The organism is Rhodococcus sp. 320_ES (assembly GCF_059691855.1).
Genome location: NZ_JCAWAG010000001.1, coordinates 843269 through 867313, shown reverse-complemented (window position 1 = coordinate 867313; position 24045 = coordinate 843269). Strand labels below are relative to the sequence as shown.

The 24045-nt window shown below is 68.1% G+C and carries 25 protein-coding genes; 4 read left to right on the top strand and 21 right to left on the bottom strand.

Annotated elements, in window-relative coordinates; translation table 11 throughout:
* Nucleotides 1–15 precede the first annotated feature (15 nt).
* Nucleotides 16–285: a 30S ribosomal protein S15 gene (gene rpsO, locus AC59JP_RS04390; RefSeq protein ID WP_188544827.1), complete on the bottom strand. Its 270-nt coding sequence runs from the start codon at nucleotides 283–285 to the stop codon at nucleotides 16–18.
* Nucleotides 286–389: 104 nt separating this feature from the next.
* A complete protein-coding gene (locus AC59JP_RS04385) occupies nucleotides 390–1364 on the bottom strand; it encodes a bifunctional riboflavin kinase/FAD synthetase (protein ID WP_497324393.1) in 975 nt (324 codons plus the stop codon).
* A gap of 89 nt (nucleotides 1365–1453) precedes the next feature.
* On the opposite strand from AC59JP_RS04385, the gene AC59JP_RS04380 reads away from it, so the two are divergent.
* A complete protein-coding gene (locus tag AC59JP_RS04380) occupies nucleotides 1454–2125 on the top strand; it encodes a metal-dependent transcriptional regulator (protein ID WP_497324392.1) in 672 nt (223 codons plus the stop codon).
* A gap of 17 nt (nucleotides 2126–2142) precedes the next feature.
* Here the strand turns inward: AC59JP_RS04380 and truB are convergent, their stop codons facing one another.
* The 11 genes from truB to rimP form a co-directional block, all read right to left on the bottom strand.
* Nucleotides 2143–3057, bottom strand: a complete 915-nt coding sequence (gene truB / locus AC59JP_RS04375) for a tRNA pseudouridine(55) synthase TruB (protein ID WP_497324391.1) — start codon at nucleotides 3055–3057, stop codon at nucleotides 2143–2145.
* 21 nt (nucleotides 3058–3078) lie between these two features.
* Complete coding sequence (locus AC59JP_RS04370) at nucleotides 3079–3750, bottom strand: 4'-phosphopantetheinyl transferase family protein (RefSeq protein WP_497324390.1); 672 nt, start codon at nucleotides 3748–3750, stop codon at nucleotides 3079–3081.
* The gene (locus AC59JP_RS04365) at nucleotides 3747–4730 is read right to left on the bottom strand and encodes a metallophosphoesterase family protein (RefSeq protein WP_497324869.1); all 984 of its coding nucleotides are present in this window, start codon (nucleotides 4728–4730) and stop codon (nucleotides 3747–3749) included. Before AC59JP_RS04365 ends, AC59JP_RS04370 begins: the two co-directional genes overlap by 4 nt.
* Nucleotides 4731–4732: 2 nt before the next feature.
* Entirely contained in the window at nucleotides 4733–6088 is a 1356-nt protein-coding gene (locus AC59JP_RS04360; protein ID WP_497324389.1) for an MATE family efflux transporter, read from the bottom strand.
* Nucleotides 6081–7052 (bottom strand): DHH family phosphoesterase, encoded by a 972-nt coding sequence (locus AC59JP_RS04355; protein ID WP_497324388.1) that lies wholly within the window; start codon nucleotides 7050–7052, stop codon nucleotides 6081–6083. The genes AC59JP_RS04360 and AC59JP_RS04355 overlap by 8 nt, the downstream gene beginning before the upstream one ends.
* 9 nt (nucleotides 7053–7061) lie before the next feature.
* The gene (gene rbfA / locus AC59JP_RS04350) at nucleotides 7062–7517 is read right to left on the bottom strand and encodes a 30S ribosome-binding factor RbfA (RefSeq protein ID WP_497324386.1); all 456 of its coding nucleotides are present in this window, start codon (nucleotides 7515–7517) and stop codon (nucleotides 7062–7064) included.
* Between the two features lie 33 nt (nucleotides 7518–7550).
* On the bottom strand, nucleotides 7551–7841 hold the full coding sequence (locus AC59JP_RS04345) for a DUF503 domain-containing protein (protein ID WP_497324385.1): 291 nt from the start codon (nucleotides 7839–7841) through the stop codon (nucleotides 7551–7553).
* Between the two features lie 93 nt (nucleotides 7842–7934).
* Nucleotides 7935–10805, bottom strand: coding sequence for a translation initiation factor IF-2 (gene infB, locus AC59JP_RS04340; RefSeq protein ID WP_497324384.1), 2871 nt, complete (start codon nucleotides 10803–10805; stop codon nucleotides 7935–7937).
* 102 nt (nucleotides 10806–10907) lie between these two features.
* Nucleotides 10908–11261, bottom strand: coding sequence for a YlxR family protein (locus AC59JP_RS04335; RefSeq protein ID WP_497324383.1), 354 nt, complete (start codon nucleotides 11259–11261; stop codon nucleotides 10908–10910).
* A gap of 44 nt (nucleotides 11262–11305) precedes the next feature.
* Nucleotides 11306–12322: a transcription termination factor NusA gene (nusA, locus tag AC59JP_RS04330; RefSeq protein WP_497324382.1), complete on the bottom strand. Its 1017-nt coding sequence runs from the start codon at nucleotides 12320–12322 to the stop codon at nucleotides 11306–11308.
* Nucleotides 12319–12927 carry a ribosome maturation factor RimP gene (rimP, locus tag AC59JP_RS04325; protein ID WP_497324381.1) on the bottom strand — a complete coding sequence of 203 codons (609 nt, stop codon included), beginning with the start codon at nucleotides 12925–12927 and terminating at the stop codon, nucleotides 12319–12321. The genes nusA and rimP overlap by 4 nt, the downstream gene beginning before the upstream one ends.
* Nucleotides 12928–13079: 152 nt before the next feature.
* Here rimP and AC59JP_RS04320 point away from each other — a divergent pair, with 152 nt between their 5' ends.
* Both AC59JP_RS04320 and AC59JP_RS04315 read left to right on the top strand, forming a co-directional pair.
* Nucleotides 13080–13580, top strand: coding sequence for a hypothetical protein (locus AC59JP_RS04320; protein WP_497324380.1), 501 nt, complete (start codon nucleotides 13080–13082; stop codon nucleotides 13578–13580).
* Nucleotides 13577–14023, top strand: a complete 447-nt coding sequence (locus AC59JP_RS04315) for a ferritin-like domain-containing protein (RefSeq protein ID WP_497324379.1) — start codon at nucleotides 13577–13579, stop codon at nucleotides 14021–14023. The genes AC59JP_RS04320 and AC59JP_RS04315 overlap by 4 nt, the downstream gene beginning before the upstream one ends.
* A gap of 52 nt (nucleotides 14024–14075) precedes the next feature.
* Here AC59JP_RS04315 and AC59JP_RS04310 read toward each other — a convergent pair whose 3' ends face one another.
* Together AC59JP_RS04310 and AC59JP_RS04305 are read right to left on the bottom strand one after the other, a co-directional pair.
* A complete protein-coding gene (locus AC59JP_RS04310; protein ID WP_497324378.1) occupies nucleotides 14076–14672 on the bottom strand; it encodes an O-methyltransferase in 597 nt (198 codons plus the stop codon).
* Nucleotides 14669–16423, bottom strand: coding sequence for a proline--tRNA ligase (locus tag AC59JP_RS04305; protein WP_497324377.1), 1755 nt, complete (start codon nucleotides 16421–16423; stop codon nucleotides 14669–14671). The genes AC59JP_RS04310 and AC59JP_RS04305 overlap by 4 nt, the downstream gene beginning before the upstream one ends.
* A 45-nt stretch (nucleotides 16424–16468) precedes the next feature.
* On the opposite strand from AC59JP_RS04305, the gene yaaA reads away from it, so the two are divergent.
* Nucleotides 16469–17212 (top strand): peroxide stress protein YaaA, encoded by a 744-nt coding sequence (gene yaaA / locus AC59JP_RS04300; protein ID WP_497324376.1) that lies wholly within the window; start codon nucleotides 16469–16471, stop codon nucleotides 17210–17212.
* On the opposite strand, the gene AC59JP_RS04295 is transcribed toward yaaA, so the two are convergent.
* The 6 genes from AC59JP_RS04295 to cobO are packed head-to-tail and all read right to left on the bottom strand — an operon-like array spanning nucleotide 17202 to nucleotide 24036.
* Nucleotides 17202–18692 carry an MFS transporter gene (locus AC59JP_RS04295; RefSeq protein WP_497324375.1) on the bottom strand — a complete coding sequence of 497 codons (1491 nt, stop codon included), beginning with the start codon at nucleotides 18690–18692 and terminating at the stop codon, nucleotides 17202–17204. The genes yaaA and AC59JP_RS04295 overlap by 11 nt on opposite strands.
* Nucleotides 18693–18703: 11 nt before the next feature.
* On the bottom strand, nucleotides 18704–19921 hold the full coding sequence (gene cobA / locus AC59JP_RS04290; RefSeq protein ID WP_497324374.1) for a uroporphyrinogen-III C-methyltransferase: 1218 nt from the start codon (nucleotides 19919–19921) through the stop codon (nucleotides 18704–18706).
* Between the two features lie 16 nt (nucleotides 19922–19937).
* Entirely contained in the window at nucleotides 19938–21635 is a 1698-nt protein-coding gene (locus AC59JP_RS04285; protein ID WP_497324373.1) for an alkaline phosphatase D family protein, read from the bottom strand.
* A 4-nt stretch (nucleotides 21636–21639) separates the two neighbouring features.
* Complete coding sequence (locus tag AC59JP_RS04280; RefSeq protein ID WP_497324372.1) at nucleotides 21640–22038, bottom strand: cobalamin biosynthesis protein; 399 nt, start codon at nucleotides 22036–22038, stop codon at nucleotides 21640–21642.
* On the bottom strand, nucleotides 22028–23422 hold the full coding sequence (locus AC59JP_RS04275) for a cobyrinic acid a,c-diamide synthase CobB (RefSeq protein ID WP_497324371.1): 1395 nt from the start codon (nucleotides 23420–23422) through the stop codon (nucleotides 22028–22030). The genes AC59JP_RS04280 and AC59JP_RS04275 overlap by 11 nt, the downstream gene beginning before the upstream one ends.
* On the bottom strand, nucleotides 23416–24036 hold the full coding sequence (gene cobO / locus AC59JP_RS04270) for a cob(I)yrinic acid a,c-diamide adenosyltransferase (protein ID WP_497324370.1): 621 nt from the start codon (nucleotides 24034–24036) through the stop codon (nucleotides 23416–23418). The genes AC59JP_RS04275 and cobO overlap by 7 nt, the downstream gene beginning before the upstream one ends.
* Between the last annotated feature and the right edge of the window lie 9 nt (nucleotides 24037–24045).

The following is a 24045-nucleotide window of genomic DNA, read 5'->3' as shown; positions in this document are numbered from 1 at the left end:
GTGCGGAGTGGATATTTATCGACGCAGTCCCAGACGCTCGATGAGCGAGCGGTAGCGGGCGACGTCGACCTTCTGAACGTACTTGAGCAGACGACGACGACGTCCGACGAGCAGCAGGAGGCCTCGGCGGGAGTGGTGATCGTGCTTGTGCACCTTCAGATGCTCGGTCAGATCGACGATGCGCTTGGTGAGCATGGCCACCTGCGCCTCGGGCGATCCTGTGTCGGTCTCGTGCAAGCCGTACTCGCCGAGGACCTTCTTCTTTTCTTCGGTGGTCAAAGCCACTGCATAACTCCTGGTGATAGACGTTCGCGTGTGTTCAGACGTTGGTGTGGCCGCCGCGAACCGCAGCACGCACCGAGAGAAGAGCCTACCAGCGCCGAGCGGCCCTACCGACCATCGGCGACGGCGGTGAGGATCTCCCGCGCGCGAGCGACGTCCCGATCCATCTGTTCCACCAGCGCGCCCACCGAGTCGAACGCCTCCATCCCGCGCAGCCGCTCGACGAAATCGACGGCGACGTGTTGGCCGTAGAGGTCGGCGTCGCCGTCCATCACGAAGGCCTCGACGGTGCGGGTCCGGCCGGAGAACGTGGGATTTGTGCCCACCGACACCGCCGCCTGGCAGCGCTTGCCCGACTTGACCGTGCCCACGACGGGCCCGGCGCCGAGCACGGTGAACCAGCAGGCGTAGACGCCGTCCGCCGGAATCGCAGCGTGCATCGGCGGCGCGACGTTGGCGGTGGGATACCCGATGGTCCGGCCTCGGCCGTCGCCGTGCACCACGACACCTTCGACCCGGTGCGGGCGCCCGAGTGCCTCGGCCGCCGCGGAGACGTCGCCGGCGTCCACGCATGCGCGAATGTAGGTGGACGAGAACGTGACCGTGTGTTCGGCGAGGAGATTGACGCCGTCCACCGCGAAGCCGAATCGGCGACCGGCCTGCTCGAGGAACGAGACCGTTCCGAGCGCCTTCTTGCCGAAGGTGAAGTTCTCCCCCACCACCACCTCGGCGGCGTGAAGACGTTCGACGAGGATGTCGTGCACGTAGCGCTCGGGGGTGAGCTTCATGAATTCCGCGGTGAAAGGCATGACGCAGAAGACGTCGACGCCGAGTTCTTCGGCCAGCTCGGCCCGGCGGGTGAGCGTCGTCAGTTGGGCCGGGTGGCTTCCGGGCCGCACGACCTCCATCGGATGCGGATCGAAAGTCATCAGAACACACGGAATGCCCCGCGCTGCTGCCGCTTTCACCGCTCGGCCGATCAGCTGAGCGTGACCGCGGTGCACGCCGTCGAACACACCGATCGTCAGAACGCACCGGCCCCAGTCGGCAGGTACCTCGTCGAGACCTCGCCATCGCTGCACAGTGGAGAACACTACGGCCACATCGCCTGGCGGTCACGCGCACATGTGTCGCGCGCGAGTACGAGCTGCCTTTTGCCTAGGATGAGCCCGTGAACACCCGCTCGCTGTCCGCCGTGGCGCAGGACTATCTCAAGGTCATCTGGACCGCGAGCGAGTACTCCGACGAGCCGGTGAGCACCAAGATGTTGTCCGAGCGGATCGGCGTGTCGCCGTCCACGGTGTCCGAAGCCATCCGAAAGTTGTCGGATCAGGGAATGGTCGACCACGCCCGGTACGGGGCGATCGCGCTCACCGACACCGGTCGGCGCGCCGCGGTCGCGATGGTTCGCCGTCACCGCCTTATCGAAACGTTCCTGGTCCAGGAGCTCGGCTACGGGTGGGACGAAGTCCACGACGAGGCCGAGGTTCTCGAGCACGCGGTGTCGGACCTGCTGATGGACCGCATCGACATCAAGCTCGGCCACCCGGATCGTGACCCCCACGGTGACCCGATCCCCACCGCCGACGGAGACATTCCCGCCCCGCGTGCGGTCCCGCTCAGCGAGTTTCGTGTCGGCCAGTCCGGGCGCGTCGCTCGGATTTCCGACGCCGACCCGGAGATGCTTCGTTACTTCGACACCGTGGGGATCTGCCTGGACCTGACGATCGAGATGGTCGAGCGCCGGGACTACGCCGGCACCGTGGCGGTCCGAATCTCCCCCACGGAGAACCCGATCGATCTGGGTCGTATTGCGGCCGAGGCGATTTGGATGACTGTTTAAGTCAGTCACGCAGCACTTCAGTCACGCAGCGTGGCCGGTCGCACCACCATGACGGTGCTGGCGCGCTTGCCCCGTTCCTGAAGCAGGGCAATGGTGTTGCCGTCCGGGTCGATCGCGGCGTAGATGCCCTTCATGCCGATCGGATCGAGCCACCGACCCTGGCTGATCGACTCCGCTTCCTCGGCGGTGACGGAGCGATGCTCGTACGCGGTCTTCGCAGCGGCGTCGATGTCGAGGCTGACGGCCGGACGGGTCTCGACTTCGGTGAGGGTGCGCGCATGCTCGAGGGTGAACGGCCCGACTCTGGTGCGTCGCAAGGCCGTGAGGTGTCCTCCGACGCCGAGTGCGGCGCCGAGATCGCGGGCCAGCGCACGGACGTAGGTCCCCGACGTGCACTCGACCTCGACGTCGAGATCCACGACCGTGTCACCGCGGCGGACCGACGTCAGGTCGAACCGGCTGACCGTCACTCGTCGTGGTTCGAGGACAACCGTCTCGCCGTCACGTACCAGCGCATGAGCCCGCTTGCCGTCGACCTTGATCGCGCTGACGCTCGCGGGGATCTGGCTGATGTCGCCGGTCAGGCTCTGCATCTGCGCGGCGATGTCCTCGTCCCGCACGCCGGACGCGTCGGCCGAGGAGACCGTCTCGCCCTCGGCGTCGTCCGTGGTGGTGGCCGCACCGAGTCGAATGGTGGCCGTGTACGCCTTCGTGGTGAGAGCCAGCAGGCCGAGCATCTTCGTCGCCCGCTCGACGCCGAGCACGAGCACCCCCGTCGCCATCGGGTCGAGGGTGCCGGCGTGCCCGATCTTGCGTGTCTTCAGCAACTTTCGGCAGGCGGACACCACGTCGTGGCTCGTCATGCCGGGGCTCTTGTCGATGATCAGCAAGCCGGCACCGACGAGTCCTGTGGGCGGTTTGACGTGAGGCACGGGAGACGATTGTGCCATTGCCTAGAGAACGGTGATCGCAGTCACCACGAGACCGCGTGACACGACCCACCGCCCGTCGAACGAGCTCAGCGGCGGGCCACTGGTGGTCGTACCGGAAATCAGCAGGTCGGTGTGGAAGGTTCCGGTGATGTCGTCGTCGCCGGTCGAGGCGTCCTTCTCGAACGTGATGTGCGCGTCCTCGAACCCCAGCCACCGGCCCGTCAGCGGAAACCAGGCCTTGTAGGTGGCCTCCTTGGCGCAGAACAGCAACTTGTCCCAGTGCACCGTGTCGTCGGACACGCTCGACAGCCAGGTGCGCTCTTGCTCGATGCTGACCGCGCCGAGGACGCCGTCGGGGAGTGCCTCGTGCGGTTCGGCATCGATACCGATCGACCGAACGGCCAAGGCGTGTCCCAGGGCGGCCGCCCGGTATCCGTCGGTGTGGGTGAGGCTCCCGACCACGCCGGACGGCCACTGCGGCGACCCCATCTCGCCCCGCAGAATCGGCGCCTGGTCGACTCCCAGGCGGGTCATCGCCTGGCGCGCGCAGTGGCGAGCGGAGACGAACTCGCGGCGCCGCTTCTCGACGGCCTTGGCGATGAGGTGTTCCTCGCGGGGGTGGGGGCTCAGCCCGGGCGGATCGGCGAACAGTTCCTCCGCCACCACGACGTTCGGCAGAATCTTCTCGATCACCGCAGTCGACCTCCGGACGCGCGCATCTTCTCGACCTCTGCTTCCATCTCCGGCGTCACCGTGAAGTGCCCACCGAACTTGTTCAACGTGCCCGGCGGGTACTCAGGCACCGGAAGAATCTGCCGCATAACAGGATTCGGCAGTCCCCGTCGCTTCCACTCGCGTGGGTAGCCGACGGACACCTCCTCGAATCGGACACCGTCGTAGTAGGTGGTTCGCGGGATGTGCAGGTGTCCGTACACCGCGCAGAGCGCGTTGTAGCGGGTGTGCCAGTCGGCGGTGTGCACCGTGCCGCACCACAGCGCGAACTCCGGGTAGAACAGGACGTCCGTGGGTTGCCGCACCAACGGAAAGTGGTTGATCAGCACCGTCGGGATCGACGGGTCGAGCTCGTCGAGCCGCCGGCGGGTGATCTCGAGTCGCTCCGCACACCAGGCGTCCATGGTCGCGTAGGGCGTGGGTTTGATCAAAAACTCGTCCGTCGCGACCACGTTGCGTTCGCGGGCTATCGCGAGGCCGTCCGTCTTTCCTGTCGCACCGTCGGGAAGGAACGTGTAGTCGTACAGCACACACAACGGCGCCAAGGTGACCGGACCGTTGTACTCCGACCGGCCTCCGGCCTGCCCGCTGTAATCCGACTGGCCGACCTCCCCGGTCCAGACCGGAAACGGGTCCTCCGGCGTGATGACGCCGAGCTCTCGGCACATCGAGACCAGGTAGTCGTACCGTGCGACGCCGTACATCTGGACCGGGTCCTTGGTCGTGGTGTAGAGCTCGTGATTGCCCGGTACCCAGATGACGGTGTGAAACTTCTCGGCCAGCATGCCGAGCGCCCACTTGATGTCGTCTGTCTTCTCCGAGACGTCGCCGGCGACGATCAGCCAGTCGTCCGGGCTCTCGGGTTCGAGCCCCTCGGTGATCGGCTTGTTGCCGTTGTGACCGATGTGGATATCGCTGACTGCCCAGAGCTTGGCTGGCACACTCACGACCTTTCGTTCTTCGTAGGAGCACGGTTGTCCGCGCCCTCCGTGATCCAGCGGCCGGACACGGTCCGTGCGGTGACCGCTATCAACCTGACAATGACGAACACCGCCAACCCCACCCAGATTCCGGCGAGTCCCCACTGCAGCGTCAGCGACAGCCAGACGAAGGGGAGAAATCCGAACAGAGCGCCCACCAGTGTGGCCGTTCGCAGGAACGCCGCGTCACCCGCACCGAGGAGAACACCGTCGAGTGCGAACACCACACCCGCGAGCGGGATCATGGCGACGAACAACCACCAGATTCCGCGCATCTCGTCCTGCACTCCGAGGTCGTCGGTGAAGACCCCCGGCAGCACCGGGTAGGACGCAGCGAACGCTGCCGCCAACGCGACGGCCGCGGCGGTGGACCACAGCGTGACCCGGCGCGCCAGGGACATCACCACGTCACCGTGGGAGGCGCCCAACGCGGCTCCGATCAACGCCTGCGCCGCGATCGCGAGCGAATCCAGGATCAGGGCCACCAGATTCCACAGCTGCAGCACGAGCTGATGGGCTCCCACCGCGGCGGCGCCGAACCGCGCTGCCACCGTCGTCGCCGAGAGAAAACACACCTGGAAGGCCGCTGTGCGCAGGATCAGGTCCCGGCCGAGCACCAGCTGCGCTTTCATCACCTGCACCCGAACTCCGAGCGGCACACGCGCACGCAACAACGCGGACACGAACAGTGTCGCCGCGACGAACTGTCCGACGACGTTCGCCACGGCCGACCCCTCGAGGCCCAGCTCGGGGGCGACGGACCAGCCGAACACGAGCACCGGACACAGCGCGGTGGACAGCACCACGCCGGTCACGACGTACCGCAGCGGCCGGACGGTGTCCTGCACCCCGCGCATCCACCCGTTGCCGGCCAACGTGATCAAGATCAGGGGCGCGCCGACGACGGCGATCCGAAGCCAGTGCTCGGCCTCCGCGGAGATCTCTCCCCCGCCCCCGATCACGGCGAGGATGGGCGACGCGAACACCTGGACCACGGTGAGCAGCACCAGACCGATTCCGGCGGCCAGCCACGTGGCCTGTACGCCTTCGACGACGGCGTCCCGATCGCGCCCCGCACCGTGCAGCCGAGCCGCGCGTGACGTGGTGCCGTAGGACAGGAACGTCAGAGCCGAGCCGACCTGCGCGAGAACGATGCCGCCCACGGCGAGTCCGGCCAACGCCTCCGCGCCGAGACGCCCGACCACCGCGGCGTCGATGAGGAGGTAGACCGGTTCGGCGACCAGAACGCCGAGCGCCGGCAGCGCCAGACCGAAGAGGGCTCGCGCCGAGACGTCAGCGGTCGCGGATGCGTCAGCCAAGAGCGGCGACGAGCGCGGTGATGTTGGTGTCGATGTCGCCGGTGGCCGTGTACCCGGCGGAGAACCGGTGACCTCCGCCCCCGAGCGAGGTCGCGACCGCGGACACGTCGACGGTGCTCTTCGCGCGCAGGGAGACGGACCATCCGATCTCGACTTCCTTGAACACCGCGGCCACCTCCGCCTCGGCGGTGGTGCGCACGATGTCGACGACGCTCTCGATCTCCTCGGACCTCAGGCCGCGGGAATCCTCGGTCCTGATGACGGCGTACACCAGGCCCTGTCCGCCTGCGGCGTCCTGCACCAGGCGAGCCGATCCCAGGACGCTGCCGAGCATGGGGAGCCACCCGAACGGGTGGGTGTCGAGGAGGCGACGCGCAATGGCGGCGCCGTCGATACCGGTCGACAACAGCCTCTCGGCGAGCGCGTGCGATCCAGGACGCACCCACCGAAACGATCCGGTGTCGGTGACGAGGCCGGCGAACAGGAGGTGCGCGATGTCGGCGTCGATGTCGACGTTCCAGTCGTCGAGCAGGGTGGCGATGACGGCGGTGGTGGATTCGGCAGCCGGGTCGATCAGGTGCGCGGTGCCGTACTCGGTGTTGGACCGGTGGTGGTCGATGACCAGAGAATTCGGGGCATGGTCCAGCCGCTCCCCCAGCGTGCCGAGGCGGCCACGGCTGCCGCAGTCGACGGTCACGACGAGGTCGACCTCCGAGCGCACGTCACGCGGAGCAACCAGGAACTCGAGGGCGGGGAGCTCGCGCATGGACTCCGGCAGTTCGGCCGGCGTGGAGAAGGCCACCTGCACGCTCTTGCCTTGTCGATCCAGAGCCAGTGCCAACGCCAGTCCGCTGCCGATCGTGTCCGCGTCCGGTTGGACGTGGCAGAGCACCGTTACGGAGTCAGCGTTGCTCAGCAGGTCGATGGCCGCGGCCGTGTCCGACGCCGGGGTGGTCTCGGTCATGCGCTGCGCTCAGTCGTCGGCGTCGTCGGTATCGGAACGTGGCACGCGGTACGGATCGGGATCGCCTGCAGGAGTGGCGGTTGCCGCCGTCTCGGCGACCTTGTTGTCGATCTCGCGGGCCCGTGCGAGCAGTTCTTCCATGTGCCGCGCGGTGTCCGGAACGGTGTCGGCGACGAAGGTCAGGGTCGGGGTGTAGCGCACACCGGTTCCGGCGCCGACCTTCGACCGCAGAACGCCCTTGGCCTTCTCCAGTCCCTGTGCGGCGGACTGGAAATCGGGTTCGGCGTCGAGCGTCTCCCCGAGGACGGTGTAGTAGACCGTGGCGTCGTGCAGATCGGCCGTCACCTTGGTGTCGGTGACGGTCACGAAATTCAGTCGCGGATCCTTGATCTCGTGGTCGATCGCGGTCGCCACGATGGTGCCGATCCGCTTGGCAAGCTTGCGTGCCCTGGCCTGGTCAACCACGGTCGAACTCCTCTTCGTCGTCGTGTGCGGGTGTCAGTCTTCCGGACCGAACACCCGCCGCCTCACTGCGAGCAGGTCGAGCTCCGGCCGCTCGGCCACGTGCCGCTCGCACGTGTCGAGCACGCGATGCAGATGCTCCACATCGCTCGTCGCTATAGCGACACCGATCATCGACCGTCGGTAGCGCTCCTGCTCACCGGTTTCCGCCGCGGACACGCCGAATTTCAGCAACGCCGCCACGACGGGTTTGACCACCGATCGCTTTTCCTTCAGGGAATGTACGTCGCCGAGCAACACGTCGAGCTCGAGGGCACCGAGATACATGGGCTGCTCCTCACGCGTGTCGTGCGAACGGACGGGACGCGAACCGGGGCGGTGCGGGCACAGTGGTCACTGCGCCCGCACCCCCGATCGGAATCAATCGCGAGGCTTCTCGCGAAGCTCGTACGCCTCGATGACGTCGCCGACCTTGATGTCGGAGTAGGTCACCGTGAGGCCGCACTCGTAGCCTTCGCGCACCTCTGTCGCGTCGTCCTTCTCACGCCGGAGCGAGGAGATGGTGACGAGATCCTGAACCACCGCGTTGTCGCGCAGCAGGCGGGCCTTCGCGTTGCGACGCATGATGCCCGAGGTGACGAGGCAACCGGCGATGTTTCCGACCTTCGACGAGCGGAACAGCGCGCGGATCTCGGCCTGACCCAGCGTGACCTCTTCGTAGACCGGCTTGAGCATGCCCTTGAGGGCCTTCTCGATCTCGTCGATGGCCTGGTAGATCACCGAGTAGTACCGGATGTCGACACCCTCGCGGTTCGCCAGCTCCGTCGCCTTGCCTTCGGCACGGACGTTGAAGCCGATGATGATCGCGTTGGACGCCGACGCCAGGTTCACGTTGGTCTCGGTGACACCACCGACGCCGCGGTCGATGACACGAAGTTCGACCTCGTCGTCGATCGCGATGCCGACCAGAGCCTCTTCCAAGGCCTCGACCGTGCCGGAGTTGTCGCCCTTGAGGATCAGGTTGAGCTGCGACGTCTCCTTCAGAGCGGCGTCGAGATCGTCCAGGCTGATCCGCTTGCGCGACTTCGCGGCCATGGCGTTGCGCTTGCGCGCATTGCGGCGGTCCGCGATCTGGCGTGCGATGCGGTCCTCGTCCACGACGAGGAGGTTGTCGCCTGCGCCGGGCACCGAGGTGAAACCGATGACCTGCACCGGACGCGACGGCAGTGCCTCGATGACGTCGTTGCCGTGCTCGTCGACCATGCGTCGAACACGTCCGTACGCGTCACCGGCGACGATCGAGTCACCCACACGCAACGTTCCGCGAGCGATGAGAACCGTTGCCACCGGACCGCGACCACGGTCGAGGTGCGCCTCGATGGCGACACCCTGTGCGTCCATGTCCGGGTTGGCACGCAGGTCGAGCGCTGCGTCGGCCGTCAACAGCACCGCTTCGAGGAGAGCATCGATGTTGGTGCCCTGCTTGGCGGAGATGTCGACGAACATGGTGTCGCCGCCGTACTCCTCGGCGACAAGACCGTATTCGGTCAGCTGCTGCCGGATCTTGTCCGGGTTCGCGCCTTCCTTGTCGATCTTGTTGACCGCCACCACGATCGGCACGTCGGCCGCCTGCGCGTGGTTGATTGCCTCGACCGTCTGCGGCATGACGCCGTCGTCGGCCGCGACGACCAGGATCGCGAGGTCGGTCGCCTTGGCACCACGAGCACGCATGGCCGTGAAGGCCTCGTGACCCGGGGTGTCGATGAAGGTGACGAGGCGTTCGTTGCCCTCGAGCTCGGTGAGCACCTGGTAGGCACCGATGTGCTGCGTGATGCCACCGGCCTCGCCCTCACGCACGGTGGCGTTACGGATCGAGTCCAGCAGTCGCGTCTTGCCGTGGTCGACGTGACCCATGACGGTGACGACCGGCGGACGCTGCTCGAGCTCGTCCTCGCCGCCTTCGTCCTCGCCGTAGGTGAGGTCGAACGAGTCGAGAAGCTCGCGATCCTCGTCCTCCGGGCTGACGACCTGCACGACGTAGTTCATCTCGCTGCCAAGCAGTTCCAGCGTCTCGTCGTTGACCGACTGAGTTGCGTTCACCATCTCGCCCAGATTGAACAGGGCCTGCACCAAGGCGGCCGGGTTCGCGTCGATCTTGTCCGCGAAGTCCGACAGCGACGCGCCGCGGGCGAGACGGATGGTCTCACCGTTGCCGCGAGGAAGCCGAACGCCGCCGACGGCGGGCGCCTGCATGGACTCGTACTCGGCGCGCTTCGCCCGCTTGGACTTGCGACCACGACGGACTGCACCGCCGGGACGACCGAACGCTCCTGCTGCCGCTCCGCGCTGACCCGGACGACCACCGCCGCCGGGACGACCGCGGAAACCACCGGCGGGTGCGCCGGCTGCCGGAGCACCGGGCGCTCCGCCGCCACCGCGGTAGCCGCCGCCTGCGGGGGCTCCGCCACCCGGACGCCCGCCGGGAGCGCCGCCCGGACGACCCGGACGGCCACCGGCTGCCGGTGCCGGTCGCGCGGAACGCGACGGCATGGCACCGGGGTTGGGGCGAGGAGGCATGGAGCCGGGGTTGGGGCGAGGGCCGCCGGGACGGGGACCGCCCTGACCTGCGGGCGGACGACCCGTTCCGGAAGGTGCTCCGGTACCGCCGGGACGCGGGGCTCCCTGACCGGGGGCCGGACGACCTGCTGCGGGACGCGGGGCCTGACCCGGCGCCGGACGCGGAGCGGGACGCTCCACCGGGGCCGAGGAATACGGGTTGTTGCCCACACGGGGTGCCTTGGGACCCGGCTTGGGTCCCGGTGCTCCCGGCTTGGAGGGCGCCGGTGCCGAAGCCTGCGGCGCTGCGGGTGCCTCCGCCGCGGGTGCGGCGGGTTCCTGCGGCGCGACCGGCGGTGCTGCGGGTGTGTCGACTGCTGCCGGCTGCGCGGGCTCGGGAGCCGGCGTCACGGTCTCGGGAGCCGCGGGCTCCGGAGCAGCGGCGGGCTTCGGACCCGGACGCGGTGCGCCGGGCTTGGGGCCTGCGGTGGAGGCACCGTTCGATGCCGCGCGGCCGTTGCCGCTCTTGCCCGCTGCGGGGTTGCTGTCTGCGGGGGTGCCGTCGGCGGGGGCCGACGAAGGGAACGATTCCCGGAGGCGACGTGCGACGGGTGCTTCCACCGTCGACGACGCCGATTTCACGAACTCGCCCTGCTCCTTGAGCCGTGCGAGTAGATCTTTACTTGTGACACCGAGTTCTTTTGCCAACTCGTGCACGCGGGCCTTGCCTGCCACTGCTCTCCTCACTGAGAGGTCGAGCGTGGCTCCTGGTGCAGGGGCCCGCACGACCTCGGGTTAACTCCGATGGACGATCATCGACGACGCTTCACGGTGTGCTCATGAATTCGTGTACCTGTTCTCCTCGTGGACCGACTCGGTGCCGATCCGTTCTGCCGACTCGATGGTCCGGGTCAGCTCCGACGTGTCGATCGATCCCGACACGCGTAGAGCTCGCCCGAACGCTCGACGCCGCTCCGCCTGGTGCAGGCATTCGGGCCGCAGGTGCATCCATGCACCACGCCCCGGCAACTTGCGACGAGCGTCGATCACCGCAGCGACGTTGTTCGCGTCGCCACGAGCCACGATTCTCACCAGCTCGGATATCAACTCGCGCTCTCGACACCCGACACACATACGCACCGGCATGGCCGGTTCGGACGTGGAGGACACGGAGAGTTCGTGCTGAGCCATTGACCACTCTAGCGCTGCCGAGGCGGGTTCGAACAATTCCACCCCTAGCCGCGCGGGGCGGACGCCGTGTCCGCGGCCGCCGCGTCGCTCCGAATGTCGATGCGCCACCCGGTCAGTCGCGCAGCCAGGCGGGCGTTCTGCCCTTCCTTGCCGATGGCGAGCGAAAGCTGGTATTCGGGAACGACCACGCGTGCTGCGCGAGCGTCCTCGTCGACGACGGTGACCGAGACGACCTTCGACGGTGACAGTGCATTTCCGACGAACCGCGCCGGATCGTCGTCGTAGTCGATGATGTCTATCTTCTCTCCGCCCAGCTCGCTCATGACGTTGCGAACGCGCTGCCCGACGGGCCCGATGCACGCGCCCTTGGCGTTGAGGCCGGGGATCGTGGACCGCACGGCGATCTTCGAGCGGTGTCCGGATTCGCGGGCCACGGCCACGATCTCGACGGAACCGTCGGCGATCTCGGGAACTTCGAGCGCGAAAACCTTGCGCACCAGGTTGGGGTGGGTGCGCGAGAGGGTCACCTGTGGTCCGCGGTTGCCACGCGCCACACCGACCACGTAGCACTTGATGCGCTCGCCGTGTTCGTACGTCTCCCCCGGCACCTGCTCGGCGGGCGGGATCGTGGCGTCGACTCCGTCGGCGTCGGTTCCGATCCGGACCACGACGGTCCCCTTGGCGTTGACCCGCGCGTCGCGTTGGATGACGCCGCCGACGATCTCGCCCTCGTGGGTGGAGAACTCGCCGAAGCTGCGCTCGTTCTCGGCGTCGCGCAGACGCTGCAGGATGACCTGCCGTGCGGTGGTCGCGGCGATGCGCCCGAAACCTTCGGGAGTGTCGTCCCACTCCGACACCAGGTTGCCGTCCTGGTCGATCTCCCGAGCCATGACGCGCACCTTGCCGGACTTGCGGTCGACGTCGATGTACGCGTTGGACGCATGACCGGCGGTGTGCCTGTACGCCGTCAGCAGAGCGGACTGGATCGTCTCGATGACGGCGTCGATGGTGATGCCCTTGTCGGCCTCGATGGCGCGCAGGGCGGTGATGTCGATATTCATTTGTCCGTCTCCTCTTCTGTGTCGTCGCCTTCGGCTTCCGTGTCGGGCTCGTCGGGCGGGTTCAGTGGGTCGAAGCGTCCCGGCGCGACCCCGCCGGCCAGTTCGAACTCCTCGCGATTGGGCGGCCGGAACTCCACCTGCACCACGGCACTGCGCACCGACGACAGGGAAATCGCGCGAACCGACGGTCCGGTCTTCGACCGCACGACGAGGTCGACGGTCTGCTCGTCGTCGGACAGAGCGCCGACGCGTCCCTGCACCTCGTCGACGTCGCCGGATTCGCCGGTGATCTCGAGCGCGACCCATCGACCGCGGGAGCGTCTCCAGTGCCGGGGCTGCGTGAGCGGACGGTCGACGCCCGGCGTGGTCACCTCGAGGTTGTACGGAGCGTTCCCGAACTCGTCGAGCGAATCGAGAACGTCGGAGATGCGGCGGCTGAGGTCGGCCGCGGCGTCGAGTTCGACACCTTCGTCGCGGTCGACGATCACCTTCACGACACTGTGGGCACCTGCTCGGGACACGGTGACGTCTTCGAGATCGAAGCCGTCCATGACTTCGCGGCCCGCGAGGAGTTCGACGACCCTCTCCCTGGATGGAACCGGCATCGTGAATCTGCTCCTCGTTCAGTTGTGGGAACCGCTGTCGGCGACATGGATTCCGGCCCGACGTGGCGGAACCGGAAGAACAAGGATAGCGCGGCGACAGGCCGCCGGTGACCATCCACGAGGAGACGGCAGACACCTGGCACGATGAGCGGGTGCGATCGCCCACCCCCTCTCCGTCGTTGTCCAGAAGGGCCCTGTTGCGGCTCGCGGGTGGAGCCGCCGTCGTCGTCGCATCGGCAGGATGCGGGTCGAAGGACCAGCCCGCAGCGGTCACTCCCGACGCACTGCTCGCCGAGGTGAGCCGCGCCCGGACGGATGCATCCGACGCTGCCACGGTCGCCCTGGCACGCCCCGACCTCGTCGGCGCGCTCGGTGTCGTGACTGCCGAGCGCACCGCACACGCCGATGCGTTGGCCGCCGAGGTCGCCCGGCTCACGCCGCCGCCGTCCACATCGGGTGCCGCCACCACCACCGGCGCGGCCCCGTCGACCGAGACCGCCCCGCCGCCCACACTGGACGAACTACGCGCGAGTCTGACCGCGTCGTCCGACAGTGCGGCGAACCTCGCCCGCTCGCTGTCCGGATACCGGGCAGGACTGCTGGGGTCCATCAGCGCCGCGTGTTCGGTGCACGTGTCGGTGGTGCTGGCGTGAGCAGCCAGGGGCCGGGACCGGAACAGCAGTCGTTGATCGACGCGCTGAACGCGGAGTACGCAGCGGTCTTCGCCTACGGACTCGTGGCCGCGTTCTCCAATCCGAATCGCGCCGACCTGGTCAGCGCGTGTGCGGCGGCGCACCGAGCACGGCGGGATTCGACATTGGACGCACTGAAGGCGGCGAGCGTCACCGCACCCGAATCCGCGGCGGGCTACTCGGTTCCGTTTCCCGTGTCCGACCCGGTGTCGGCCGCGCAGTTGGCGGCGCAGGTCGAGGTGGACACCGCGACCGCGTGGCGGTCGGTCATCGAACGCAGTCGATCCGACGCCACCCGCGGTGTCGGAGTGACGGCGCTGACCGAGGCAGCCGGTCGCGCCGCGACCTGGCGCGCCATTCTGGGGACCGAGCCGGCGACGGTGCCGTTTCCCGGTCAGCCCTGACGTTCTCGACGAACTGAGTTGTTCGACGAACTGGGTTATTCGACGACTTGGGTTATTCGACGACCAAAGCCAGAGCGAAACCGTCCCAACCGGCGCGGCCCACGGTCTGCAGAGCGGACGCGTCCAGCTTGGGGTGCGAGGCGAGCAGTGCGAGCACCTCGCGCGCGCCGCGAACCGTGGGATCGTCTGCGTCCGGTCGAAGTACGTCGCCGCGCCGGACGACGCCGTCCAGCACCAGGACCGTCCCCGGTCGACCCAGTACGAGCGCCCACTCGACGTACTGAGTGGCGTGCTCGTCGACCGCGCCGATGTGGACGATGTCGAAGGACGAATCGTCGTCGGTGCGCACGCCGTGCAGCGTCGTGACGGGTGGGCCGACGACCACGTCCACACGCTCGCCCACACCGGCGGCGGCCAGGTCGGAACGCAGCGACGTCGCGAGCTCGGGCTGCTCCACCAGGGAGACGACTCGGCCCTTCGAACCGATCGCTCGCGCGAGCGAGTGCGTCGACCGACCGTCCACCGCGCCGATCACGAGCACTCTCCGGGCATCGACCATGCGCGCGAGGATGCCGAGAAACTTCTCTTGCGCAGGTGCACCGAAGGTGTCGTCGAGGAACTCGTCGACGCCGACCCACTCGTCGGTCACGACGGTCTGCCGATCGCGGCGAGAACCTCGCTCACAGCCGCGTCGGCCGGCACTTCCCGCACTTCGCCGGTGAATCGATCGCTCAGCTCGACCGTCCCGTTGGCCCATCCGCGGCCGATCACCACGATGAGCGGGACACCGATGAGCTCGGAATCCTTGAACTTCACGCCGGGAGAGACCTTGGGCCGGTCGTCGAGAACCACTTCCACGGCGCGCGAATCCAGCTCGGCAGCAATGCTTTCCGCGCCTTCGCGCGCGCCGGCGTCCTTGTTGGCGATGACGATGTGCACGTCGAACGGAGCGACGGCGGCGGGCCAGCGCAGGCCCTTCTCGTCGTGCATCTGTTCCGCGATGACCGCGACCATGCGCGAGACACCCACACCGTACGAACCCTGCAGCAGCCGAACAGGTTTGCCGTTTTCGCCCAGCACGTCGACCGAGAAGGCGTCGGTGTACTTGGTGCCGAGCTGGAAGATGTGCCCGATCTCGATTCCGCGCGCCGCCACGAGGGGGCCCGCGCCGTCTGGGGACATGTCGCCGTCGCGGACCTCGGCGGCCTCGATGGTGCCGTCGGGGGTGAAGTCGCGGCCGGCCACGAGGTCCACCACGTGCTTGCCCTTCTCGTCGGCGCCGGTGATCCACGCGGTGCCGCTGACCACCCGAGGGTCGACCAGATAGCGAACGCCGTTGGCCTGCAACGCTTTCGGGCCGATGTATCCTCGGACCAGGAACGGATTCGCGGCGAACTCGGCGTCACCGATCATCTCGAACTCGGCGGGCTCGAGGGATGCCTCGAGACGCTTCTCGTCCACGTCACGATCTCCGGGAACACCGACCGCCAGCAGTTCCCACTCCCCACCGGGGTTGCGAACCTTCAGCAGGATGTTCTTGAGGGTGTCGGAGGCGGTCACGGTGCGCCCGAGGTCAGCAGAGTTGGCCCAGTCGACCAGGGTCGCGATGGTGGGCGTGTTGCCGGTGTCGTACACGGTGGCCTCGGGCAGGCCGTCCACCGGCGTCGACTCCGGTGCGTGCGTGACCACGGCCTCGACGTTGGCCGCGTATCCCGACTCGAGGCACCGTACGTAGGTGTCCTCGCCGATCTCGCTCTCGGCCAGGAATTCTTCGGATGCGCTTCCGCCCATGGCGCCGGACGTTGCGGCGACGATCACGTACTTGACCCCGAGGCGGGCGAAGATGCGCTGGTACGCCTCGCGGTGCGCGTGGTAGCTGGTCTTCAGGCCGGCCTCGTCGAGATCGAAGGAGTACGAATCCTTCATCACGAACTCGCGGCCACGCAGGATTCCGGCACGAGGGCGTTCCTCGTCGCGGTACTTCGTCTGAATTTGGTACAGCGTGACGGGCAGGTCCTTGTACGAGCTGTACTCACCCTTCACCGTCAGGGCGAACAGCTCCTCGTGGGTGGGGCCGAGCAACATGTCCGCGCCCTTGCGGTCCTTCAGGCGGAACAGGCTCTGCCCGTATTCGGTCCAGCGATCGGTGACCTCGTACGGGTCGCGCGGCAGCAGGGCCGGCAGCGAAATCTCTTGTGCGCCGATCGCATTCATCTCTTCGCGCACGACGCGCTCGACCTGCCGCAACACCTTCAGTCCCAGCGGCAGCCACGAGTAGACGCCGGGCGCGATCCGCCTGACGTAACCGGCTCGAACGAGAAGCCGGTGGCTCGGAACCTCCGCATCGGCGGGGTCGTCGCGGAGAGTGCGCAGGAACAGATGGGACAGGCGGGTGATCACAGGCCGAAATTCTAGTGGCAGCGGCAGTCGGTAGCGTTGCCGCCCGTGCTCGTTCTCCTCCCACCCTCCGAAACCAAGTCCGACGGAGGACGCGGCGGTCCCCTCGATCTCGACCGGCTGTGGCTGACCGAGCTGACCCCGATCCGGCGCACACTCGTCGACGCGCTGGTGGCGCTGTCGGCCGACGTGGACGCGTCGCGCTCCGCACTCGGCATCAGCGGCAAGCAGCTGTTCGAGATCGAGCGCAACGCGTTGCTGCTCTCCTCCCCCACGTCACCGGCGCTGGCGCGCTACACCGGCGTTCTCTACGAAGCGCTGGACGCCGCAGGCTTCACCAATGCTCAGCGAGCTCGGGCCGACGCGCGGATCGCCATCGGTTCGGCGCTGTTCGGTGCCGTACGGGCGTCGGATCCCGTTCCGGCGTATCGACTCTCCGGCGGTTCGACCCTGCCCGGGCTGCCCACTCTCCGGTCGCTGTGGAAGCCCGAGCTGTCCGACGCGATCGCGGCCGCGGCGGACGGTCTGGTCGTGGACCTGCGCTCCGGCACATACCAACAGCTCGGACCGATCGAGGGTGCTGTCACGGCCACCGTGCTCACCGAACATCCCGACGGATCACGCTCTGTCGTCAGTCATTTCAACAAACATCACAAGGGTCTGCTCGCTCGTGCGCTGACCGTGACGCGGGCCGAGCCGACCGACGCGCGGGCCGTGGCACAGGTGGCCTCCAAGGCGGGACTGCGCGTCGAGGTGGCGTCTGCGACCGAGGTCGTCGTTCTTACTGAGTGACGGCGTCCTGGGCGGCCTTGGCCTGCGCCACCTGAGCGGGGGTGTAGCGAATGAGCAGCGCCGCGAGTCCCGCGACCACGGCGAGCACGGCGCAGCCGAGCAAGCCGAACGTGTAACCGTCGCCGAGTGCGACGATCTGCGCGTCGGTCATCGAGGCGGCGGGACCGGTCGTACCCCCGAGCGAGAGTGTCTTGGCCACCGCCATCGCGGACACCACCGCGAGCCCGATCGGGCCGCCGAGGTTCTGTGCGACGAGCGAGATGGCCGTGAGCGGTCCGATGTTGTCGGGGTCGACGTTCGCGATCGCGCACAGCGGCAGCGCGATCACCGCGAGTCCGACGCCGAAGCCGATGCCGCCGATGGGCAGGAAGAGGTTGGTCCAGTACTGGGCGTCGACCCCGAGCGTCGACGCGTAGATCAGGTAGCCACACGTGATGAGGGCGCCGGCGGCGATGATCCAGCGCGGCGCGAGACGCGGCGCCAGCCAGGACGACAGGACCGCCGCCAGTGCCATACCGCCGCCGAACGGGATGAACGACAGGCCGGCGTGCAGCGGGCTGTACCCCAGCACTTCCTGGACGAACACCGCGACGATGACCGTCATCGAGAACAGGGCGGCACCGGAGAAGAAGATGGCGACGAAAGTGGCCACTCGGTCTCTGTCGCGGAACAGCGAGAACGGCAGCAGCGGGTTGCGTGCGGTGCGCTCGACGAGGAGGAAGGCCCCCACGAGCACCAGACCGATCGCGATCGAGGACAGGACCAGCGTGTCGGTCCATCCTCGTTCCGGGCCTTCGACCAGACCCAGCACGACGCCGAACGAGCCCAGGGTGGCGAGCACCGCACCGGGCACGTCGAGGGGGGCTCGTTCGGATCGGGTCTCGACCAAGGATTTCGAGCCGAGGATCAGGATCAGTAGACCGATCGGGAGGTTGATGAGGAAGATCCACCGCCACGACACCTCGGTGAGTGCGCCGCCGATGATCAGCCCGGAGAACGAGCCGACGCCGGTCATCGCCGCATAGATGGCAATGGCCTGGTTGCGCACCGGGCCGGGCGCGAAGGTCGTGGCCACGAGAGCGAACGCGGTCGGGGACGCGACGGCGGCGCCTGCCCCCTGGATCACGCGTGCTGCGATCAGCATGCCCTCGTCCTGCGCCAGACCGCACGCGGCGGAGGCGAGCGTGAACAGGGCGACCCCGGTGAGGAACATGCGTTTGCGGCCGAAGGCGTCCCCGAGGCGACCACCGAGCAACATCAGTCCGCCGAACGCCAGGACGTACGACGACACCACCCAGTTGCGTCCCGCGTCGGACAGGCTCAGTTCGTTCTGCAGCGGCGCGAGCGCGAGGTTGACGACGGTTCCGTCCAACACGGCCATCATCTGCATCCCGCTCAGAGCGATGATCGCAAGACCGAAGGCTCGGGTCGTGACGGGGTACGTCACGGCGGGCGAGGGCGGCGCAGGGGAATCGGACACGAAAGTAGACGTTACTGGGCGTCTCGCCCGAACCCGGCCACCGGACCGATCACGATGATGGCCGGAGGGCGCACCTTCTCGGCGGCGACGCGCTCCGCGACGGTGCCCAGATCTGCGGCAACCACCCGTTGCGAGCGGGTGGTTCCCTCCTGCACGACCACCACCGGCGTCTGCCCGGGCCGTCCGTTGGCGATCAACACGTCCGCGAACGCACCGATCCGCTCGACGGCCATCATCAGCACGATGGTTCCGCGGAGACGCCCGAGCGAGGGCCAGTCCACCAGCGAATCGGGGTGGTCGGGCGCAAGGTGGCCGCTGACGACGACGAACTCGTGGGTCACGCCGCGATGCGTCACCGGAACCCCGGCCGCGGACGGCACCGAGATCGCGCTGGTGATGCCGGGAACCACCGTCACGGCGACGCCGGCCGCCGTGCACGCTTCGAGTTCCTCGTATCCGCGTCCGAACACGTACGGGTCGCCGCCCTTGAGCCGGACGACGAACTTGCCGGCTCGGGCGTGGGTGACGAGAGCGTCGTTGATCGCCTCCTGGGCCATGAAACGGCCGTAGGGAATCTTGGACGCGTCGATCACCTCGACGTCGGGTCCGAGTTCGGCGAGCAGCTCGGGCGGTGCGAGCCGGTCGGCGACCACCACGTCGGCGCGGCTGAGCAACCGCCGACCGCGCACGGTGATCAGGTCGGGATCGCCCGGTCCCCCGCCGACCAGAGCGACACCGGCCGCTACCGGCTCGGTGGAGTCGCTGATCGCGCCGGACTGCAGCGCTTCGAGTAATCCGGTGCGGACCGCTGCGGACCGCCGATGTTCGCCACCGGCGAGAACGCCGAACGTCAACCCGTCGTGCTGCGCGCTGGCGGGTGTGACCGCGGTGCCGTCTCGGGCGATGTCGGCGCGCACGCAGAAGATGCGGGAGCGTTCGGCCTCGGCGACAACGGCGGCGTTGGTGGCGGGCTCGTCCGTGCAGGCCACGGCGTACCACGCGTCGTCCAGATCACCGGCGGCGTAGTCACGGATCTCGAGGGTGATCTGACCGAAGCTGGCCATCGCTTCGACAGCGGGAGTGGCCTCGCGCGTGACTACCGTGACGTGCGCTCCGCAGGCGACGAGCAGCGGAAGACGGCGTTGCGCCACGCTTCCGCCCCCGACCATCACCACGCGACGGCCCTCGAGATTCAGGCCGACGAGATACGGAGATTCGGTCGCGTCCACGGGGGAAGACCCTACGTCACGCCCGCACGGACGTCCTGACACCCGCAGCCGTCAACGCCAATTGTGCTGTCGGAAGCAGGATTTGCTCGCCGTCGACGACTTCCGCGTGATCGACCCTAAGCTCGAGTGCGCGGTCGTACGTCGTCAGTGACATCACACCGTTGTCGAACCACGGTCCGGCCTCGGTGCTCCAGGACGCGTTGGGCGGATCCACCTTTGCAGCGCGCGCGAGCCGGCCGAGTGCGCGGGCCACGGGCCGACGGAACGCCAACCGGTTCACCACACGCACCGGCAATTCGAGCGGATTGCGGAACGGCGACATGGTGAGCTGGTACATCGCCGTCGAGCTCGGCACGTCGGTCTCGGCTTTGGCGACGTAGGAGCAGTGGACGTCGCCGGAGAGCCACACGATGCTCTTGGGTGCGCTGGGCTTGGTGATCATCTCGTTCACGAGCGAGACCATGTCGCCGAACGACTTTCCGAACGCGGCCCAGTGCTCGAGGTCGAGACCGATGCGCAGCTTCTCGCCCAGCTTGGCGAAACGTGTGCCCCACGCTCCCTGCGCGACCGCCTCGTTCCACCCCTCGATGTGGTGCAGTCCGGGGAGCATCAGGAACGGCAGGGACGATCCGAGGAGCACGTGCGAGGCGTCGGTGTCGAGTGCTTGCTCGCGGACCCACGCCCATTCGACGTCGTCCACCATGGCCCGCCGCTGCGGGCTGAGGTCACGCGAGCACCGGGAGTCGATCATGACGAGCCGCGTGCGGCCGAAGTCTCGTCGGTAACTCCACCGGGCCGAACTCGGCTCCCGGTCGGCTCGAAGGGCGAACTGCGCCAACAACTTCTCCCGTTCGAGGTCGGACGACGCCGAGCGCACGGCGGCGTACAACTCGTCCGACGCGAGCTCGTCGGGCGAGAGGTTGCCCAGATGCTGGTAGACCCAGTAGGAGGAGAACGCACCGATGACGCGGTCGTCGAACCACGGCTCCTTGCTGGTCTCCCGACGCCAGTCGGCCGAGGAGTTCCAGTCGTCGCGCATGTCGTGGTCGTCGAGGATCATGCAGGTCGGGATGGTGGCGAGCAGCTCTCGGACGGGCTGACCTCCCCACGACTCGTGGTAGAGCCAGGTGTACTCCTCGAAATCGCAGATCTCGTCGGCGATCTCCTCGGACGTCGCGCCTGCGACGCGCTCACCCGCGGCACGCCGCGCGTGGAGCCGCTCGACGATTTCCGGAGACGGATCGTCCGCGTAGACCTGATCGCCGAGGAACACCAGGACGTCGGGCCACTCCGACGGGTCCTCGTCGCGAATGCGTTTTCCGAGCCCGGCGAGAGCGTCCGCGCCGATGCGGGTGAGCGCGTCCTCGGAGTAGGTGTCTCCGCGTCGGCAGGACCCGAACGCGATCGTGGCCGGCCCGTCGGCGCGGAACGGGTGAACCACGGCGCGCCGGTCCGGAAGCGGCCACACCAGATGATCACCGAGGCGAACCTCGTAGCCCACCAGTTCCTCGTCGCCGAGGTCGGTCACCGCCACCACGGCGTAGTGGTGGCCGTGCACTCCCCACGTCTGCTCGCTCGCGCTGACACCGGCGGACGTCGTGACGGTCACCGTGGTGGGTGCGCTCGTCTCGATCCAGAACGTGGCGCGGTGCGAGTCCACGTAACGCACGAGCGGCCCCAGGACGACGCGCGGCGAGAGATTGTCCGTTTCCATCCCTCTACAGTGCCACTCGCCGTCCGGGGCCCGCCATCGCGGCGACGGCAACGACCGCGGTGGCGCTCGTGACCCGTGCGGCGAGGAGTTCGTCGGCTCCGGAGGCAAGCAGTGCGGCCGCCTCCGCGACCGACCCGGTGCCCACCGCGGAGGCCGTGATCGGGGACGTGCCGACCGTGTCGACGACGGCAAGGGAGGCCGCGTCGAAAGCAACGACGTCGACGCCGTGGTCTGCGGCCAGATCGATGACGGCCGGCTCCGCCGCGCGCCGGTCCAGTGTGGCGATCACGGCGATCCTCCATTCGGGTCGAAGCACCGAATGCACCAGTCGCCGTACGTCGTCGGTGGCAGCGCCCGGGCGTAACCCGATTCCGACCGCGACCTCGGCGCCGCTAGTCGTCACCGAGGTATCGGCGACCGGCGTCGACGAATCGACCGATAGCGTGGGGAACGGACGCGGGGTGCGTGTGCAGATACGACGCGTGCACCGATCCGGACACGACACCTTCCCGCACGGAACCGGCCGCGCCGCTCCATCCCCAGGCGGGTTGCGCCGAGTCGTCGGCGTGGGTCAGATGCGTGCGGTGGAACTCGTGGCCGGTGACGCGCTCCCCCACCCGGAACAGGACGGAATCGGTCAACGCCACCGCCGTTCGGTAGCCGAGGGTCAGCCGCGGCGAGAACGACGCGTCGGTGTCGAGCACGCCCGTCATCGCGTGCCCGTCGAGAGTCGCGCCGAGGTACAGCAAGCCTGCACACTCTCCGTGAATCGGCATTCCCGCCGCCGCGCCGGTGCGTACGTCGCCGATCAGGTCGCTGTTCGCTGCGAGTTCCGCGGCGTGTTCCTCCGGAAAGCCGCCGGGCAGAACGAGTCCCGCGGTGCGCGGCGGTAGACGGTCGTGACGCGGATCCACCGTGACCACGTCTGCGCCGGCCGCGGCGAGCAGTTCGGTGTGTTCGGCGTAGGCGAAGGTGAACGCGGGGCCGCCGGCCACGGCGATCACCGGTCTGCTCGCGCCGGACGCCCGAGTCCCGACGGCTTCCTCCGGTGACCACGCGGGCACTACGGGAACACGTGCGGTGGCGGCGAGCCGCGCCACGGCCGCGATGTCGACGTGCTTCTCGACCAGTTCGGTCATGGCCGTGACTGCCTGCCCGGCAGCGGAACCGTACTCGGTGGCCGTGATCAACCCGAGGTGCCGCGACGGAACGTCGAGCTGGGCACTGCGGGGCAACGAACCGACGACGGGGATGCCGACGCGCTCGCACGATTGTCGCAACACCTGCTCGTGGCGATCGCTGCCGACGCGGTTCAGGATCACCCCGCCGATGCGGACGTTCTCGTCGTAGGTCGAAAATCCGTGCAGCACAGCGCCGATGCTCTGACTTTGACCGCGGGCGTCGATCACCAGAAGAACAGGAGCGCCGATCGTCGCAGCGACGGATGCGGTAGAGCCCTCGGCGGACGCAGGCGGGAATGCACTGTCCGACAGTGCGATCCGACCGTCGAAGAGCCCCATCACCCCTTCGACGACGGCGATGTCGCACCCGGCGCTCCCGTGCCGCAGGAGAGGAACGATGGCGTCGGATCCCAGCATCACCGAATCGAGGTTGCGTCCGGGCCGACCCGCAGCGAGGGAGTGGTACCCCGGATCGATGTAATCGGGCCCGATCTTGAACGGCGCGACGGTCGTTCCCGCGTTGCGCAGGGCGCCCATGATGCCCGTCGCGATGGTCGTCTTGCCGCTGCCCGAGCTGGGCGCCGCGATGACGACCGCGCCTACCATTCGATCCCGCGCTGACCCTTGCGGCCCGCGTCCATGGGATGGCGCACCTTGGTCATCTCCGTCACCAGATCCGCCGCCTCGACGAGGGCCTGTGGGGCATCGCGGCCGGTGATGACCACGTGTTGCTGTCCGGGCCGGGTTCGCAGGGTTTCCACCACTTCGTCGACGTCCACCCAGCCCCATTTGAGGGGGTAGGTGAACTCGTCGAGAACGTAGAACCGGTGGGTCTGCTCCCGGAGTCGGCGGGCGATCTCGTGCCAACCGTCGAGTGCGTCGGCCGCGTGGTCGGTCTCGCCGCCGCGTTTGCGCGTCCAGGACCAGCCCGACCCCATCTTGTGCCATTCGACGGCTCCGCCGACGCCGTCCCGCTCGTGCAGGTCCCCGAGTGTGCGAAAGACCGACTCTTCGCCCACCTTCCACTTCGCACTCTTGACGAACTGGAACACCCCGACGTCGAATCCCTGGTTCCACGCGCGCAGCGCCATGCCGAACGCGGCGGTCGACTTGCCCTTGCCCACACCGGTGTGGACGGCGAGGACGGGCAGGTTTCGCCGCTGACGCGTGGTCAGGCCGTCGTCCGGGATGCTTCCCTCGACCGGAACTCCTTGCGGCACGGCTATTCT